Origin of the sequence: Burkholderia sp. M6-3, assembly GCF_050858985.1 — a bacterium.
Classification (GTDB): domain Bacteria; phylum Pseudomonadota; class Gammaproteobacteria; order Burkholderiales; family Burkholderiaceae; genus Paraburkholderia; species Paraburkholderia caledonica.
In genome coordinates this window covers 1,008,871-1,025,463 of record NZ_CP110091.1, presented here as the reverse complement: position 1 = coordinate 1,025,463, position 16,593 = coordinate 1,008,871, and the positions used below count along the sequence as shown (strand labels likewise).

The following is a 16,593-nucleotide window of genomic DNA, read 5'->3' as shown; positions in this document are numbered from 1 at the left end:
GCTCTCGGACGCGGCGTAATGCCGCTCGATGCTTCTAGCTGCCGAAGTAAATGTTGCAGAAGCTCACTGGGCCGACACACTCGTCGGCGTTGTTCGCAGGCGCGACAGCCGGCTTCGCCGGGGCAACGCTATCGTTGCTTTGGGCAATCGCCTGCGGCGCCTGCTGTTGCGGGGCGACCTGCGGCGTCTGTGCATGAGCGACAGCGGCAAACAAAGAGCATGCGGCCAGGACAATCTTCAATTTCATTTCGTTCTCCAAGACTAACGGTTACTGCGAGACAACGATGAAACTATATGGCCGCTGCATGTGCGAATAAACGGGGCGGCCCAGAAGTGACCTTTCCATCCGGCGGAAAGATCCCGTCGATGAAGGCGCACACTTCCGTCAGCGCGATGCGAAAGGCGCATCTTTGTCCAACAACGCTGTGCGGATGAAATGAAGGCAACTAAGAATGCGCTGCACGTCGTGACGTTCGCCGGGATCTGTGCGAACCGCGGCCAACAGGTCCTGCGCGATCCAGATAGCCGAGCGAACCGCCACGAAGGCGCGGTCCAAAGTTCGCGCGTCGGGCCGCTCGAACAGCTGCGCGAGACGATCGAGCACGGCTTCGACAGCCGGACGCCAACGCGGATCGAGCGGTTGCAGATAATGGGCACGGCTCACTTCGTTACGTAGATCGATTACGGCGTGGCCCACTTCGAGCGTCGCCAGCATCCAGCGCAACGCGTGACGGCGACGCCGCGATCGCCTCGTCAGCAGTAGACGCAATTGCGAAGCGAGGTCGTGGGTACTCGACTGAAAACGTTGGTTGAGTTCCGGCCGCTGGTCTTTGCATGCGAGCACGGCTTGCGCCCGCAGATCACCTATGATTCGTTCGATGAGCCACCGCATATCGGCGGGAAAGACCGTGGCGAGGACAATGGCGGCGAGAAACATCGATGCCGTGAGGGCAACGCCGTTGTTGATGAGAAGGTCAGGCTCGAAAGCCACGACGTTATCCGGCCCGGCGAGTAGACAGAAGAACACCGAAAAGCCGACGCCGAGCCCCGCTGTCCGCTTCCGCGTCGCCAGATACGCACCTATGGCCAACACAGGAGCAAGCATTACGCAGAGAAGCGGAAAGCCGTCGATATTCGGGTACACATAGCAGGTGAATGCGTAACCAACCAGGGTCGCCAATGCGGAACCGAGCGCCATCTGGACAGCCATGTTTGTAGGGTCCGGCGCGGTCGACGTCAGCGCGCAAGCGAGGGCTGCGCCGATCACGGCAAGGCCGCCGCTCGGCCAACCGGTCCCAATCCAGAAGCAGGCGGCGCTGCCCATCACAGTAGCCGAGCGGATAAACGTGAAGGCCACCACATAACCGTTCGTTATACTAACGTAGTGGTTTGCGCTGCGTTGTTGTGGACGCTCATCTCGCCGGGCAAGCGCGCTGTAAGTGTCCGAGTACTTCGCGCATTCATCGACAAAGCGGTATAGCAGTTCTGCTGCTGTATCGAAATCCGCCAGCAATTCTGCCGACGCCTCGTGCAACTGTCCTCTTATCTGTCGGATCTGCCGCGGAAGCGCCGTCTGAAATTGACGGAGTCGGGCGCTCACATGCGATACATGGTCGGACGCGTTCCGCTGCAAGGTGAGCAATGCCGCCAGTTCACGAAGGCACGGGTCGATAGTGGCCATCGTTGCGGACGCGTTGCCGGCGTGAGAGCGCTTGAGCAACTGATGCAGCGCATGCAGACGCGCGCAGGCATCCATGAACTCGCTGTTCAGACGGCCGAGGCGATGACTGCGCAAACGCATCGCCGGGTCTTCAAAAGCGGCGAAGATGCGCGTTGCTTCAAAGCCAACGATTTCGTCGACCAGAGCCGCGAAACGCCGCTCGAACGCGCTGCGACTCATCTGGCGAGAAAGCACGTCGGCCGCGAACGCAGTAAAATTACAGTACCGGAGTTCCAGTGCGCGCAGTAGCGCAAGGCTCGAGCGCTGGGGTACGACCAACGCGCTTACCGCGCTTGAGCACACGATCCCAACCGTCACTTCGGCTGCGCGCGTAAGCGCCGCGAGGAAAAGATCGTGAGGTGTCGCTACGGTCGGAATGCCGATCAGCGCCGCTGTGTAACCCGCGAGAACAAAGCCGTACCATCTGAAATGCCGATACCGGACTGCCGCTGCGATACATGCGCTGACCCAGACGGTCATGCCGAGCATGTGCAACTCAGCCTGCTGGACGAACAACGCGCCGAGCGCCAGCGCTGCCATCGCGCCCACCGCCGTTCCGACAATCCGATAGAAGCTCTTCGCGAGCACCATCCCGCTGAACGGTTGCATGAGCACGAACACGGTGCTCATAGCAATACGCGGTTGGGGCAAATCCAGCACCATCGCTATGCCGAGTGCCAGCAATCCTGCGGTGACCGTTTTCAGTAGGTGCAGCCAAACGAGTCCGTCCGTACTCACCCAGTCGCGGACGCCTGGACTCAAACCCTGCAATAACGCATGCCACTTTTCAATGGAATCTGAGTTTGGACTAATCGCATGTTGGCGTTTCATTGGAAGGCAATGCGCCTGGGCTTGTCGCGGAAGAAAGCGCCGGTTGATGTGGACACCGGCAGTAAGGCGCCGATTGTAGAAGCATGCGATGCCGGCATTAACAGACCAGCCGCGGAACCTCCCTTCCAGAACAAACAACAATGAGCCGATCAGTCGAGCGGACAATACGGCTTCAGCTATGAAATAGAAGGATTGATGGATACGTTACAAAACATGCGGGTGTTCTCGCGCGTAGTGGAAGCCGGCAGTTTTACCGCTGCCGCGCAATCGTTCAATTCGACGACGGGCGCGATGTCGCGCGCAGTGTCCGAACTTGAGGCCCATCTGCGCACACGCTTGTTGAACCGTTCGACGCGCCGTCTGGCGCTGACTACCGCCGGTGAGCGCTATCTGAAGCGATGTCAGCAAATACTTGCCGACGTCGACACCGCCGAAGAAGAAGCCAGCGGCGCACATGAGCGCCCGAGCGGCCCGCTTCGTATGCATAGCTTTGCAAGCATCGGACAACACTATGTGCTGCCCGCGATCGCACACTATCGCGCGCTTTATCCTGAGGTGACCGTGGAGTTGACGCTGTCGCAGCGCATACCGGATCTTTTCGAAGGCAGCGCGGATGTCGCAGTGATTGGTGCGTCTGCGCTACCCGATTCCGACCTTGTTTCGTTCCCGCTTGGAACGACGTTCAGCATACTTTGCGCATCGCCCGCGTATGTCGCAGCGCACGGTGTGCCCGAACGACCCGCTGATCTTGCGAATCACGAGTGCTTGATCCTGCATACGCCAGCGTTTGCGCCGCACGAGTGGGTACTCGACGGGCCCAACGGCAGTGAGGCGATGCAGATCGACGGCCCGGTGCAGGTGAATATCGCGGAGTCGCTAGTCGTTGCGATCCGGGAAGGGATGGGAATTGGCATGGTGCCGCTTTACGCTGCCATCGCCGGATTGAGGGATGGCACATTGGTGCGGGTACTGCCGGACTATACGCTGCAGAAGATGAACGTTTATGCGCTGTATCCATCCCGGAAGTTCATCGACGCGAAGACGAGGACATGGGTCGAGTTTTTGCGCACGCATTTGCCGAAGGTGATCGCCCGCGATGAGGCGCTGTTGGCCGACATGCGTCAAATGGATACCGCTGTGGGCACGGTGCCGGTGGTGATTTCGGGATTGGCTGGAGAAACCACGACGTAATAAGCTGGACGCGGAAACGCCGCGGCGTTTCGACCGCGGCGGCGAAGCTGTGCGGGCTTGGGCCGGCCCCCGCGAAAACCGGACACGAGGTAACGCTTAAACTTTGAGGTAGTCTTACGCCTATGTTTAAGCCCAGCTCTAACGTGGAACCGATTGAAGTTCTGACCCAGCCCGAACAGCGCCGCCGGCGCTCTGTCGATGAGAAGCTCGCGATAGTGCGCGAGACCTTCGAGCCCGGAGCAAGCGTTTCCGGAGTTGCCCGTCGTCATCAGGTGAATGCAAACCAGGTGTTCGCCTGGCGCAAGCTCTATCAGGACGGAAGCCTGTCAGCAGTCAGTGCTGGCGAGCAGGTTGTGCCTGCATCCGACCTGGCCGAAGCGATGAAGCAGATTCGTGAACTCCAGCGACTGCTGGGCAAAAATGGTATGGACGCCTCCTCATCGCATAATTGAGGCCTCGTCCTACCGGAGAGCGCAAATGGAACCGACAGTCGTGGGCGTAGACATCGCCAAGCGGGTTTTCCAGCTGCACTGGATAGTTACAGATACCGGCGAGGTGTTCGACAGACAGCTTCGTCGTACCGAGTTTCTGGAGCACTTTGCTAATCGCGAACGATGCCTTGTTGGGATGGAGGCTTGTGGAGGTTCACAGCACTGGGCACGTCGTCTCATTGAGCTCGGGCACGAGGTCAAGCTGATGCCCGGCAAGCTGGTGAAGGCGTTCGTGACAGGAAACAAGAATGACGTAGCTGATGCGCGTGCCATCTGGGCAGCAGCAAAACACCCGGGTGTGAGGGCCGTGCCGGTTAAGACTGAAGCCCAGCAGGCCGTTCTTGCGTTGCATCGAATGCGGCAGCAGCTCGTTATATTCCGACGCTCCCAGTCCAACTGTCTGAGGGGTTTGCTGGGAGAGTACGGAGAAGTGATGGGCGTTGGGCGTGCGGCAATGAACCGGGCCATGCCAGACGTCCTGCAGCGTCTCGATTCGCGCCTGCCACGGGTATTGATAGATTCTCTTCGAGAGCAATGGCAGCGGCTAGTCGATATCGACAAGCAGATTGCTGTCATTGAGCAGCGACTACGTGCATGGTTACGTGAGAACCCGGCCTGCAGGGCAATCGCAGAAATCCCGGGCGTGGGATTCCTCACTGCTACTGCCGCTGTCGCTTCCATGGGCGACCCGAAAGCCTTCCGGTCCGGGCGGGAATTCGCGGCGTGGCTGGGGCTTGTTCCCGCGCAGTTCGGAACTGGTGGCAAGGTCCGCCTGCTTGGCATCAGTAAGCGAGGAGACCGATATCTGCGGACCCTTATGATTCACGGTGCCCGCTCCGTCATGAAACATGCGAAAGACCCAGGTTCGTGGGCCGTGCAATTAAGCATGCGTCGTCCGCTCAATGTCGTAGTCGTTGCGATGGCAAACAAAATTGCCCGAACTATATGGGCGCTGCTGGCCCACGGTCGTTCATACAGCGCTAGCTACCCACCGCCCGTCGCGGCGACTTGACCCACCACCGTACCACGTCGTTCTGATTCTCAACTCTATCGTTCAAGGTTGCGCAAGGTGACGTTGCAATGGTAAACAGGTAAGACCGAGACTCATCAAACCTGCATCGTCTTCCGGACGTCATGGTCCGTGGCAAAAATGAGGATTGAGTCAGCGGATTCCATTGGGGCCAGCGGGCATCGACCTGCACGGGCCGAATATAAAACCGCAGCCTGCATCTGTTCGACAACGCAACAAGTCCTTGGCAAGCCGGAGGCGTCCATATAAAGACGATGGAAGTGGAAATCCTCCGCGAAGCAGTGGAGTACGGCCGGGCAAAAAAATTGATTGCGCGCTCACCATTGCTGCCGGGGGACGACCGATGAAGACGGTCTGCGAAGTCCTGGGTGTGTCGCGCTCGAATCTCGCGGTGAAATCAAAGCGCGACGCTGAATGGGTCGACAGGCGTAAGACGCCCGCCCGTGACGACATGCCGCTCGTCGCGGAGCTCCAGGAGTTGGTCGCTGATTTGCCAACTTACGGCTACCGGCGCGCCTGGGCCCTGCTACGGCGAAACCGCGACGCACAGGGGCAGCCTCGCGTTAATGCAAAACGGGTTTATCGGGTTATGCATACCTACGGCCTGCTGCTCGAACGCCGCCCGCGCCATGCCCAGTCAACGCGCCGACACGACGGCAGGGTCGCGGTGGACCGGAGCAATGCGCGCTGGTGCTCGGACGGCTTCGAATTCCGTTGTGATGACGGCTCGCCGCTGCGCGTCATCTTTGCACTCGACTGCTGCGACCGGGAGGCCATGAGCTGGGCTGCGACCACTGGAGGCTATACCGGAGACATGGTGCGCGATGTGATGCTTCAGGCTGTAGAAAACCGTTTCGATGGTGCGCTGAAAGCCGACAACGAAATCGAATGGCTCAGCGACAACGGTTCCTGCTACCTGGCCGAGGACACGCTGACGTTCTCGAAAAAAGTGGGCCTGAAACCCATCACGACGCCGGTCAGAAGTCCGCAGAGCAACGGCATGGCCGAGAGCTTCGTCAAAACGATGAAGAGAGACTACGTCTCGTGGATGCCCAAGCCGGACGCGAGAACCGCGTTGCAGAACCTGGCCATCGCGTTTGACCACTACAACGAGTCGCATCCGCACAGCGCCCTGAAATACTGCTCGCCACGCGAGTTTCGCCAGCGAGCAAATTCACCAACCTAAGCGTGACCGCATGTCCGGTCATGCGGGGGCAAGTCCAGGGCTCGGCCGGCCCAAGGTCTCCGTCGTGTGAATTTACCGCTGCGTAAACGCAGAAACCCCACCTTTGCTGGGGTGGGGTTTCTGATACTGCTGGGGAGCCTGACGATTACCTACTTTCACACGGGCAATCCGCACTATCATCGGCGTGGAGTCGTTTCACGGTCCTGTTCGGGATGGGAAGGGGTGGGACCGACTCGCTATGGTCATCAGGCTTTGACGGGTTGCCGTACTGCCGGTGGGGCGGTACAGCCAATCGGGAAGAAGTAGTTTCTGGTGATGCTCACCAGACGATGCGGGGTTGTGCTGTATCGGGCACAACACTGATCTCTGAACCTGGGTGTCTGGCGCGAACTCACTGCGAGTTCAAGCGCATCCCCTTCGGGGATCGGACCAGTGTAGGCGCTGAAGCGCCAACGCTGGTCGAGACACACCTGTTATAGGATCAAGCCTTACGGGCAATTAGTATCAGTTAGCTGAGCACATTACTGCGCTTACACACCTGACCTATCAACGTCCTGGTCTTGAACGACCCTTCAAGGGGCTCGAAGCCCCGGGGATATCTCATCTTAAGGCGAGTTTCCCGCTTAGATGCTTTCAGCGGTTATCTCTTCCGAACATAGCTACCCGGCGATGCCACTGGCGTGACAACCGGTACACCAGAGGTTCGTCCACTCCGGTCCTCTCGTACTAGGAGCAGCCCCCTTCAAATATCCAGCGCCCACGGCAGATAGGGACCAAACTGTCTCACGACGTTTTAAACCCAGCTCACGTACCTCTTTAAATGGCGAACAGCCATACCCTTGGGACCGGCTACAGCCCCAGGATGAGATGAGCCGACATCGAGGTGCCAAACACCGCCGTCGATATGAACTCTTGGGCGGTATCAGCCTGTTATCCCCAGAGTACCTTTTATCCGTTGAGCGATGGCCCTTCCATACAGAACCACCGGATCACTATGACCTGCTTTCGCACCTGCTCGACTTGTCGGTCTCGCAGTTAAGCACGCTTATGCCATTGCACTATCAGCACGATTTCCGACCGTACCTAGCGTACCTTCGTACTCCTCCGTTACACTTTGGGAGGAGACCGCCCCAGTCAAACTGCCTACCATGCACTGTCCCCGATCCGGATTACGGACCAAGGTTAGAACCTCAAACAGATCAGGGTGGTATTTCAAGGATGGCTCCACGCAGACTGGCGTCCACGCTTCACAGCCTCCCACCTATCCTACACAGACCGGTTCAAAGTCCAATGCAAAGCTACAGTAAAGGTTCATGGGGTCTTTCCGTCTAGCCGCGGGGAGATTGCATCATCACAAACACTTCAACTTCGCTGAGTCTCGGGAGGAGACAGTGTGGCCATCGTTACGCCATTCGTGCAGGTCGGAACTTACCCGACAAGGAATTTCGCTACCTTAGGACCGTTATAGTTACGGCCGCCGTTTACCGGGACTTCAATCAGGAGCTTGCACCCCATCATTTAATCTTCCGGCACCGGGCAGGCGTCACACCCTATACGTCCACTTTCGTGTTTGCAGAGTGCTGTGTTTTTATTAAACAGTCGCAGCCACCAGTTTATTGCAACCCCTTCACCCTCCTGGCGCAGGCCAGTCAAGCTACAGGGGCGTACCTTATCCCGAAGTTACGGTACCAATTTGCCGAGTTCCTTCTCCCGAGTTCTCTCAAGCGCCTTAGAATACTCATCTCGCCCACCTGTGTCGGTTTGCGGTACGGTCTTGTTGAACTGAAGCTTAGAGGCTTTTCCTGGAACCACTTCCGATTGCTTCGTCACCGAAGTGACTGGCCTCACACCCTTGAATTACGCGCCCGGATTTGCCAAAGCGCCTTCTCCAATGCAAGGACCGGGACTTCCAACACCCGGACAACCTTCCGCGATCCGTCCCCCCATCGCATTCAACAATGGTGCAGGAATATTAACCTGCTTCCCATCAGCTACGCATTTCTGCCTCGCCTTAGGGGCCGACTCACCCTACGCCGATGAACGTTGCGTAGGAAACCTTGGGCTTACGGCGAGGGGGCCTTTCACCCCCTTTATCGCTACTCATGTCAGCATTCGCACTTCCGATACCTCCAGCACACTTTCCAGTGCACCTTCGCAGGCTTACGGAACGCTCTCCTACCATGCACATAAATGTGCATCCGCAGCTTCGGTATATGGCTTAGCCCCGTTACATCTTCCGCGCAGGACGACTCGATCAGTGAGCTATTACGCTTTCTTTAAAGGATGGCTGCTTCTAAGCCAACCTCCTGACTGTTTTAGCCTTCCCACTTCGTTTCCCACTTAGCCATATTTGGGGACCTTAGCTGGCGGTCTGGGTTGTTTCCCTCTTGACACCGGACGTTAGCACCCGATGTCTGTCTCCCGTGATTGCACTCTTCGGTATTCGGAGTTTGCTATGGCGTAGTAATCCGCAATGGACCCCACAACCATGACAGTGCTCTACCCCCGAAGGTGATACACGAGGCACTACCTAAATAGTTTTCGGAGAGAACCAGCTATTTCCAGGTTTGTTTAGCCTTTCACCCCTATCCACAGCTCATCCCCTAACTTTTCAACGTTAGTGGGTTCGGACCTCCAGTACGTGTTACCGCACCTTCATCCTGGCCATGGATAGATCACCTGGTTTCGGGTCTACACCCAGCGACTGAACGCCCTGTTCGGACTCGCTTTCGCTACGCCTGCCCTAATCGGTTAAGCTTGCCACTGAATGTAAGTCGCTGACCCATTATACAAAAGGTACGCCGTCACCCCTTACGAGGCTCCGACTGTTTGTATGCATGCGGTTTCAGGATCTGTTTCACTCCCCTCCCGGGGTTCTTTTCGCCTTTCCCTCACGGTACTGGTTCACTATCGGTCGATCACGAGTATTTAGCCTTGGAGGATGGTCCCCCCATCTTCAGACAGGATTTCACGTGTCCCGCCCTACTTGTCGTACACCTAGTTCTTCCTCGCTGTTTTCGTCTACAGGGCTATCACCTGCTATGGCGGCACTTTCCAGAGCCTTCGACTAACAATGAAGATAAAGAGTACAGGCTGCTCCCATTTCGCTCGCCACTACTCTGGGAATCTCGGTTGATTTCTTTTCCTGCGGTTACTTAGATGTTTCAGTTCACCGCGTTCGCTTCACATGACCTATGGATTCAGTCATGGATACTCCATACGGAGTGGGTTTCCCCATTCGGACATCTACGGATCAAAGCTCGTTTGCCAGCTCCCCGTAGCTTTTCGCAGGCTACCGCGTCCTTCATCGCCTGTGATCGCCAAGGCATCCACCACATGCACTTGTTCGCTTGACCCTATAACGGGTGTGTCTCTGTCGATTCACAATCGTTACAGGTTGAGTATTCGTGTTGCGCCGTATTCCAAAGCAATCTTTCGATCACTTAAAAATACATCGATACAATCACAACCCTGATTCACCTACTCATGTACCCATCTCTAAGTACACTTTCGTGAATCTCTTTACTACTTCTTCCTGATTGTTAAAGAACGTTCAGCCGATAGCGCGATTGCTGTAACCGCGTATCCTTACTGACTGGCTCAATCGCCAATGCACAACGCTCTGTGTACCTGACACAGAACCCTACGCATTGAGGATTGGTGGAGGATGACGGGATCGAACCGACGACCCCCTGCTTGCAAAGCAGGTGCTCTCCCAGCTGAGCTAATCCCCCAGTCATACAGTGACCCCAGAGGTATTCAGACGCCCAGCGCACCAGACAAGACAGTGGTGGGTCTGGATGGATTCGAACCATCGACCCCCGCCTTATCAAGACGGTGCTCTAACCGACTGAGCTACAGACCCCTGAGTCTGTCTGCGTTTCTTTACTACTACAGCCGATAAGCGTGAGCGCTCAACGTTTGACACGTCTAGCTCGAGAAAGGAGGTGATCCAGCCGCACCTTCCGATACGGCTACCTTGTTACGACTTCACCCCAGTCATGAATCCCACCGTGGTAAGCGCCCTCCTTGCGGTTAGGCTACCTACTTCTGGTGAAACCCACTCCCATGGTGTGACGGGCGGTGTGTACAAGACCCGGGAACGTATTCACCGCGGCATGCTGATCCGCGATTACTAGCGATTCCAGCTTCACGCACTCGAGTTGCAGAGTGCGATCCGGACTACGATCGGTTTTCTGGGATTGGCTCCCCCTCGCGGGTTGGCGACCCTCTGTTCCGACCATTGTATGACGTGTGAAGCCCTACCCATAAGGGCCATGAGGACTTGACGTCATCCCCACCTTCCTCCGGTTTGTCACCGGCAGTCTCCCTGGAGTGCTCTTGCGTAGCAACTAGGGACAAGGGTTGCGCTCGTTGCGGGACTTAACCCAACATCTCACGACACGAGCTGACGACAGCCATGCAGCACCTGTGTTATGGCTCCCTTTCGGGCACCCCCACCTCTCAGCAGGGTTCCATACATGTCAAGGGTAGGTAAGGTTTTTCGCGTTGCATCGAATTAATCCACATCATCCACCGCTTGTGCGGGTCCCCGTCAATTCCTTTGAGTTTTAATCTTGCGACCGTACTCCCCAGGCGGTCAACTTCACGCGTTAGCTACGTTACCAAGTCAATGAAGACCCGACAACTAGTTGACATCGTTTAGGGCGTGGACTACCAGGGTATCTAATCCTGTTTGCTCCCCACGCTTTCGTGCATGAGCGTCAGTATTGGCCCAGGGGGCTGCCTTCGCCATCGGTATTCCTCCACATCTCTACGCATTTCACTGCTACACGTGGAATTCTACCCCCCTCTGCCATACTCTAGCCCGCCAGTCACAAATGCAGTTCCCAGGTTAAGCCCGGGGATTTCACATCTGTCTTAGCGAACCGCCTGCGCACGCTTTACGCCCAGTAATTCCGATTAACGCTTGCACCCTACGTATTACCGCGGCTGCTGGCACGTAGTTAGCCGGTGCTTATTCTTCCGGTACCGTCATCCCCCACGGGTATTAACCACGAGGTTTTCTTTCCGGACAAAAGTGCTTTACAACCCGAAGGCCTTCTTCACACACGCGGCATTGCTGGATCAGGCTTGCGCCCATTGTCCAAAATTCCCCACTGCTGCCTCCCGTAGGAGTCTGGGCCGTGTCTCAGTCCCAGTGTGGCTGGTCGTCCTCTCAGACCAGCTACAGATCGTCGCCTTGGTAGGCCTTTACCCCACCAACTAGCTAATCTGCCATCGGCCGCCCCTGTAGCGCGAGGTCCCGAAGGATCCCCCGCTTTCCTCCGCAGAGCGTATGCGGTATTAATCCGGCTTTCGCCGGGCTATCCCCCACTACAGGACACGTTCCGATGTATTACTCACCCGTTCGCCACTCGCCACCAGGGTTGCCCCCGTGCTGCCGTTCGACTTGCATGTGTAAGGCATGCCGCCAGCGTTCAATCTGAGCCAGGATCAAACTCTTCAGTTCAAACCTGTTACTGTTTTCGGTTGTTTTACCAACCGGTCGCTCACTCAACGTACTGACGAAGTGTTCAACCATCTCTCGATGACCAAACCTTCCTTTCATTACTGTGTGAGACTTGATACTTTCGCTTTGCGCCAGACCCCGAAAGGCCCGGCTCGCGTCGCGCATCAAGCGCCCACACTTATCGGCTGTTAGTTTTTAAAGATCGGTCCGCCTCACGCCGCGCCGCCTTACCACACCTACCCGGCACCGCTTCGCTCTGCGTCGCTGCATCTGCAGCAGAGAAACGAGATTATGAAGAACTCCGGCTGCGCCGTCAACAGGTTTCTGTTACTGCCTGAACCCGCTGCCACCGCTCGAAGCCTTGCCACTACTGGCTTTCCCGCTTCCCGTGCCCCGGCGTCCGGAGCACGAAAGAGCGAGATTCTAGCGAGCCAGCCAGCACCTTGCAAGCGTTATTTCGACACACGGAATTTGCGCAAGAACCAGCGCCAAGACAAGAACGTGGACAAGCCAGAACTACACCAACCGGGTCAGATCATCGCGCTCTTACGCATGACTCGCTCGACCACATCGAGGTAGTGATCGAGAGCCGGCGTGATGCGGTGTTCTTCTTTTGCGCGGTCATCCCACTTGCGCAGCCGGAGCGCGTCTTGCGCGTACGGTTTCTGCAGAAATCTCTCCGCTTCCTCGCTGCTGAAGATGCCGCCTTGCAGACTCAGGCTCCGCACCGAATCGGCGGAAAGCTGATCGAAATAGCCTTGGTCGATCGCGCAAAGGCAGCGCTTTGCGTCGACGTGTAAACGAATTGGCTCCAATACCGCATCGGGCAATACCGCCCGCAAGAACGGCAACGCAAAGTACTGGTGCAGATCGTCGATGCCCCGCTCCGTCGGCGTCGCGCCCTGAAGATTCAGCAGATGCCCGAGATCGTGCAAAAACGAAGCGGCGACGAGTTCGTCGCCGGCACCCGCTTCTTCAGCCAGCGCGCCGCTCTGCAATGCGTGCTGAAGCTGCGTTACCGGTTCGCCGCTATAAGCGATGTCACCGTATTGCTCGAACAGCGAACGGATGTCCGTCACACTCAATGCCACGCTATTACTCCCACGGTAACGAAAAAGTCTTGAGGTTAGTGAAACTCTTCATCGCTTCCTGAACGCCTTCCTTATAGCCGAGCCCCGAGTCCTTGATGCCGCCAAACGGCGTCAACTCTGTCCGATAGCCAGGCACTTCCCACACGTTGACCGTCCCCACTCGCAGTTCGTTGATGAACCGTGTGATCGCGTCCTGCCGATTCGTGCATACACCTGAAGACAATCCGAAGCATGTGCCGTTACTGATGCGTATCGCGTCGTCGAGCGTGTCGAAGCTGATGATCGGCGACACCGGCCCAAAGGTTTCCTCTCGCACGAGCGTCATGTCCGGCTCCACGCCGTCGAGCACCGTAGGCGAATACAGCGCGCCATTGCGTCGATTGCCGATACGTAACCGCGCGCCGCCGGCAATCGCCTCGTTCACCCGCGCCTCGAAAAGCTGCGCCGCGGCGACGTCGATGACCGTGCCCATCTGATTGGCCGCATCGAATGGATCGCCGAAAGTCCAGGCCCGCGTCTTCTCGACGACCAGATCGGCGAAATCGGCGGCGATGCGCTTTTGCACGAGCATCCGCTTGACTGCCGTGCAGCGCTGCCCGGAGTTCTTGTACGAGCCATGCACCGCGAGCGTCGCCGCGCGCTCGAGATCGGCGTCCTCGAGCACGATCAGCGGATCGTTGCCGCCTAGCTCGAGCACGACGCGGCGGTACGCCGCCTTCGCCGCGATGTATTTGCCAATCGCCACGCCGCCCGTGAACGAGACGAGTTCAGCCAACGGGTGCGTGATTAGTTCATCGGCGATTTCGCGCGGGTCGCCGGTCAGCACTTGCAGCATGGGCGCAGGCAAGCCGGCTTCGTACAGAATGTCGGCGAGATAAAGCGCCGACAGCGGCACTTTCTCGGACGGCTTCAGCACCACGCGATTGTTCGTCGCGATTGCCGGCGCGACCTTGTGCGCAACCTGGTTCATTGGATGGTTGAACGGAGTGATCGCGACGATCACTCCAGCAAGCGGCTCGCGCTGCGAAAACACGCGTCGCCGCTTGCCATGCGGCGTCAGATCGCACGAGAAACTTTGCCCGTCGTCGCGCAATGCTTCGATTGCCGCAAACCTGAACACGTCGGCCACGCGGCCAATTTCATAGCGCGAGTCCTGCTTCGACAAACCCGATTCGAGCGAGATCAGATCCGACGCCTCTTCGGTCCTGTCACGCAACAACGTGGCCGCGCGTTCGAGAATCTGCGAGCGCTCATAACGCGTGAGCTTTGCCTGATAAGCAGCGGCGTATTCGAATGCCGCGCGCACATCATCGACACTCGCAAGCGCGACCGTGCCCACGCGCGTACCCGTGTACGGATCGACTACATCGAGCGAGCGTGGACGCGCCGCGCGCTCGCCTTCGAGCCGCAGCGCTTCCGCGCGGAACGCCGGATGGTCCCGCAGCGTCGCGTTCATGATGCCGACACGCGGTTCAACGCGACGTCGAAGATATCGAAATTGCGCAGCCTCTTTCCGCTCTCCGCGCCCGGCAATCCGTCGACACGCCGGTTGAAAAGGAGCGGCACTTCCTGCTCGGACAAGCCGCCGTGCGAGCGCAACGGCACCGTGAGCCCCGACAGATCGTGCTCGTCGCGGCGGGTACCCAGCACCACATGCTTCGTGCCGATCACGACGATATCGCCGACGCGGTCATTCGGCAGCTCGAAGCGCTCACACGCCGTGTGGTTATCGAGCGCAATTTCGACGCCCTGCAGCCCGCGAATCCGCTCGATCACCTGCGCGACATCGACATCGCGCGGCAAATAAACTGTCGCAAACGAACCGAGCGCGCCGTGATGCACCACATACGGATCCGTGATCGGCAAGATCACGCGCGCCTTGCGAGCGCCGAGCCATTCGTCGAGCATGTCTTGCAGATAGATCACGTTGGGCTCGCCGCTTTGCGGATCGTGCTTCGCGTTCATGCCGTGATCGGCGGTGAGCCCGATCACCCAGCCGAGCGCGTCGAGCTTCGCCAGATAGCCGTCCATCATCGCGTAGAACGCGTTCGCGCCTTCGGTGCCCGGCGCCCATTTGTGCTGTATGTAGTCGGTCGTGGACAGATACATCAGGTCGAGCTCGCGAGTTTGCGCGAGCCGCACGCCGGCAGCGAACACGAATTCCGAAAGCGCCGCGCTGTACACGTCGGGGAGCGGCAAGCCGACCAGTTCCAGTACTTCGTCGATGCCGTTTTCCTCACGCGTCACCGTGTCCGCTTTTTCCGCGGAAAAGCAGATGCCGTTCAGTTGCCAGCCCAACAGCCGGCGCAACTTGTCTTTAGCGGTGACCACCGCGACGCGCGCGCCCGCTTCCGCTGCCGCGGCCAGCAACGTGCCGGCACGCAGATAGGCTGGATCGTTCATCATCACTTCCGCACCCGCGCCGCTATTCGCGTTCGGGTCCCAGAAGTAATTCCCGCAGATGCCGTGCACCGACGGCGGCACACCGCAGACAATCGACAGATTGTTGGGGTTCGTGAACGAGGGAATTACGCAATCGCCCTTGAAGGCCGCGCCGCCCTTGAGCATCTTGCCGATGAACGGCGCAACGCCCGCCGCGACCGCAGCTTCCAGATAATCGAACTCGCAGCCGTCGACGCAGATCACAATCGTCGGCTCCTCAGGCAGCCGGTAGCCGCGACCGTTGACCTCGATCGTGCGTTGCTTCGCGTTTTCGTTTGCGCTTGCCATTGTTCCCGTCCCTGCGTGCTACGCACGCGTGCTCAAGCCAATGCGTTACGACGACGCGATCGCTTCAGTCGCCCTTCAGTCGCCCTGCAGTCATCGGTCAATCGCCCGCAGCAGACGCACCGCGCGCCGTTACCAACGGCCTACCCGGCACACCGCCTCCCTCACACGCCTCATGCGCGCGCTGCAACCCGCCGTGCACGTGCGCGTGCATCAGCGCCGCGGCATGCGCGGCATCGCGCGAAGCGAGCGCGGTCAGAATCGCGCGATGTTCCGCTAGCGAGCGCTCCATCGCATCGGCATGCACCACCAGTGCCGCGCGCCGGAAAAGACTCAACTCGCTCACCAGCCTTCGATACGTCTCATACAACTTCAGATTGCCCGCCGCCGCTACGATCGCGTCATGAAACGCGACGTTGGCCCGCGCGTAAGCATTGTGATCTTGCGCATCGAGCGCAGCGCGCATGGCACCGAGCCAATCGCGCAGCACCGCCAACTGACTCGCGTCGATGTTCGCGGCCAACATCCGGCACGCCGCCTCTTCGAGCACCGCGCGCACCGCGTAAATCTCGTCGGCTTCGGCGAGCGACACCGTCCGCACGAACACGCCGCGATTCTTCTCGGTGCGCACGAGCCCGGCTTGCTCGAGCGCGCGGAACGCCTCGCGAACCGGCCCGCGCGACACCTGCAGGCGCGCCGCCCAGTCTGCCTCGTTGAGTTTGGCGCCCGGCGCCAGTTCGCCTTCGACGATGTGTCTTTCGATCTCGTCGCGAACCAGTGCTGTCAGCGAATGCCTGCGCACAACCTCAATCGGATCGACAGAAGCAGTTTGCATATATTCGGTCATTTTGAC

Annotated in this window: 8 protein-coding genes, 2 tRNA genes, 3 rRNA genes and 2 pseudogenes; 4 read left to right on the top strand and 11 right to left on the bottom strand. The window is 58.4% G+C overall.

The features are described 5' to 3' along the window. Nucleotides 1–34: 34 nt before the first annotated feature. Both OH764_RS21890 and OH764_RS21885 read right to left on the bottom strand, forming a co-directional pair. Nucleotides 35–247, bottom strand: coding sequence for a hypothetical protein (locus tag OH764_RS21890; protein WP_498850771.1), 213 nt, complete (start codon nt 245–247; stop codon nt 35–37). 138 nt (nt 248–385) lie between these two features. Further along, nucleotides 386–2,551, bottom strand: a complete 2,166-nt coding sequence (locus OH764_RS21885) for an FUSC family protein (RefSeq protein ID WP_498850770.1) — start codon at nt 2,549–2,551, stop codon at nt 386–388. Between the two features lie 195 nt (nt 2,552–2,746). Between OH764_RS21885 and OH764_RS21880 the strand changes: the two genes are divergently transcribed. The 4 genes and pseudogenes from OH764_RS21880 to OH764_RS21865 all read left to right on the top strand — a co-directional run. Then, nucleotides 2,747–3,742, top strand: a complete 996-nt coding sequence (locus OH764_RS21880; RefSeq protein WP_498850769.1) for a LysR family transcriptional regulator — start codon at nt 2,747–2,749, stop codon at nt 3,740–3,742. A 122-nt stretch (nt 3,743–3,864) separates the two neighbouring features. Next, a pseudogene (locus OH764_RS21875) lies at nt 3,865–4,173 on the top strand (transposase); the annotation flags it as partial. A 46-nt stretch (nt 4,174–4,219) separates the two neighbouring features. Further along, complete coding sequence (locus tag OH764_RS21870) at nt 4,220–5,245, top strand: IS110 family RNA-guided transposase (RefSeq protein WP_498848681.1); 1,026 nt, start codon at nt 4,220–4,222, stop codon at nt 5,243–5,245. 266 nt (nt 5,246–5,511) lie between these two features. Beyond that, a pseudogene (locus OH764_RS21865) lies at nt 5,512–6,449 on the top strand (IS3 family transposase); the annotation flags it as partial. Nucleotides 6,450–6,585: 136 nt separating this feature from the next. On the opposite strand, the gene rrf reads toward OH764_RS21865, so the two are convergent. The 9 genes from rrf to OH764_RS21820 all read right to left on the bottom strand — a co-directional run bounded on the left by rrf (nt 6,586) and on the right by OH764_RS21820 (nt 16,587). Further along, nucleotides 6,586–6,699, bottom strand: a 5S ribosomal RNA gene (rrf, locus tag OH764_RS21860). Between the two features lie 227 nt (nt 6,700–6,926). Continuing rightward, nucleotides 6,927–9,805, bottom strand: a 23S ribosomal RNA gene (locus OH764_RS21855). A 302-nt stretch (nt 9,806–10,107) separates the two neighbouring features. After that, nucleotides 10,108–10,183, bottom strand: a tRNA-Ala gene (locus OH764_RS21850). Nucleotides 10,184–10,237: 54 nt separating this feature from the next. Further along, a tRNA-Ile gene (locus OH764_RS21845) sits at nt 10,238–10,314 on the bottom strand. Nucleotides 10,315–10,389: 75 nt separating this feature from the next. Next, nucleotides 10,390–11,922, bottom strand: a 16S ribosomal RNA gene (locus OH764_RS21840). The 16S, 23S and 5S rRNA genes sit together here with 2 tRNA genes alongside, the layout of an rRNA operon. Nucleotides 11,923–12,452: 530 nt before the next feature. Then, the gene (locus OH764_RS21835) at nt 12,453–13,013 is read right to left on the bottom strand and encodes an HD domain-containing protein (protein ID WP_498850768.1); all 561 of its coding nucleotides are present in this window, start codon (nt 13,011–13,013) and stop codon (nt 12,453–12,455) included. A 4-nt stretch (nt 13,014–13,017) separates the two neighbouring features. Further along, complete coding sequence (gene phnY, locus OH764_RS21830) at nt 13,018–14,469, bottom strand: phosphonoacetaldehyde dehydrogenase (RefSeq protein WP_498850767.1); 1,452 nt, start codon at nt 14,467–14,469, stop codon at nt 13,018–13,020. After that, nucleotides 14,466–15,743 (bottom strand): alkaline phosphatase family protein, encoded by a 1,278-nt coding sequence (phnA, locus tag OH764_RS21825; RefSeq protein ID WP_498850766.1) that lies wholly within the window; start codon nt 15,741–15,743, stop codon nt 14,466–14,468. Before phnA ends, phnY begins: the two co-directional genes overlap by 4 nt. Nucleotides 15,744–15,840: 97 nt before the next feature. After that, nucleotides 15,841–16,587: a phosphonate utilization associated transcriptional regulator gene (locus OH764_RS21820; protein ID WP_498850765.1), complete on the bottom strand. Its 747-nt coding sequence runs from the start codon at nt 16,585–16,587 to the stop codon at nt 15,841–15,843. Between the last annotated feature and the right edge of the window lie 6 nt (nt 16,588–16,593).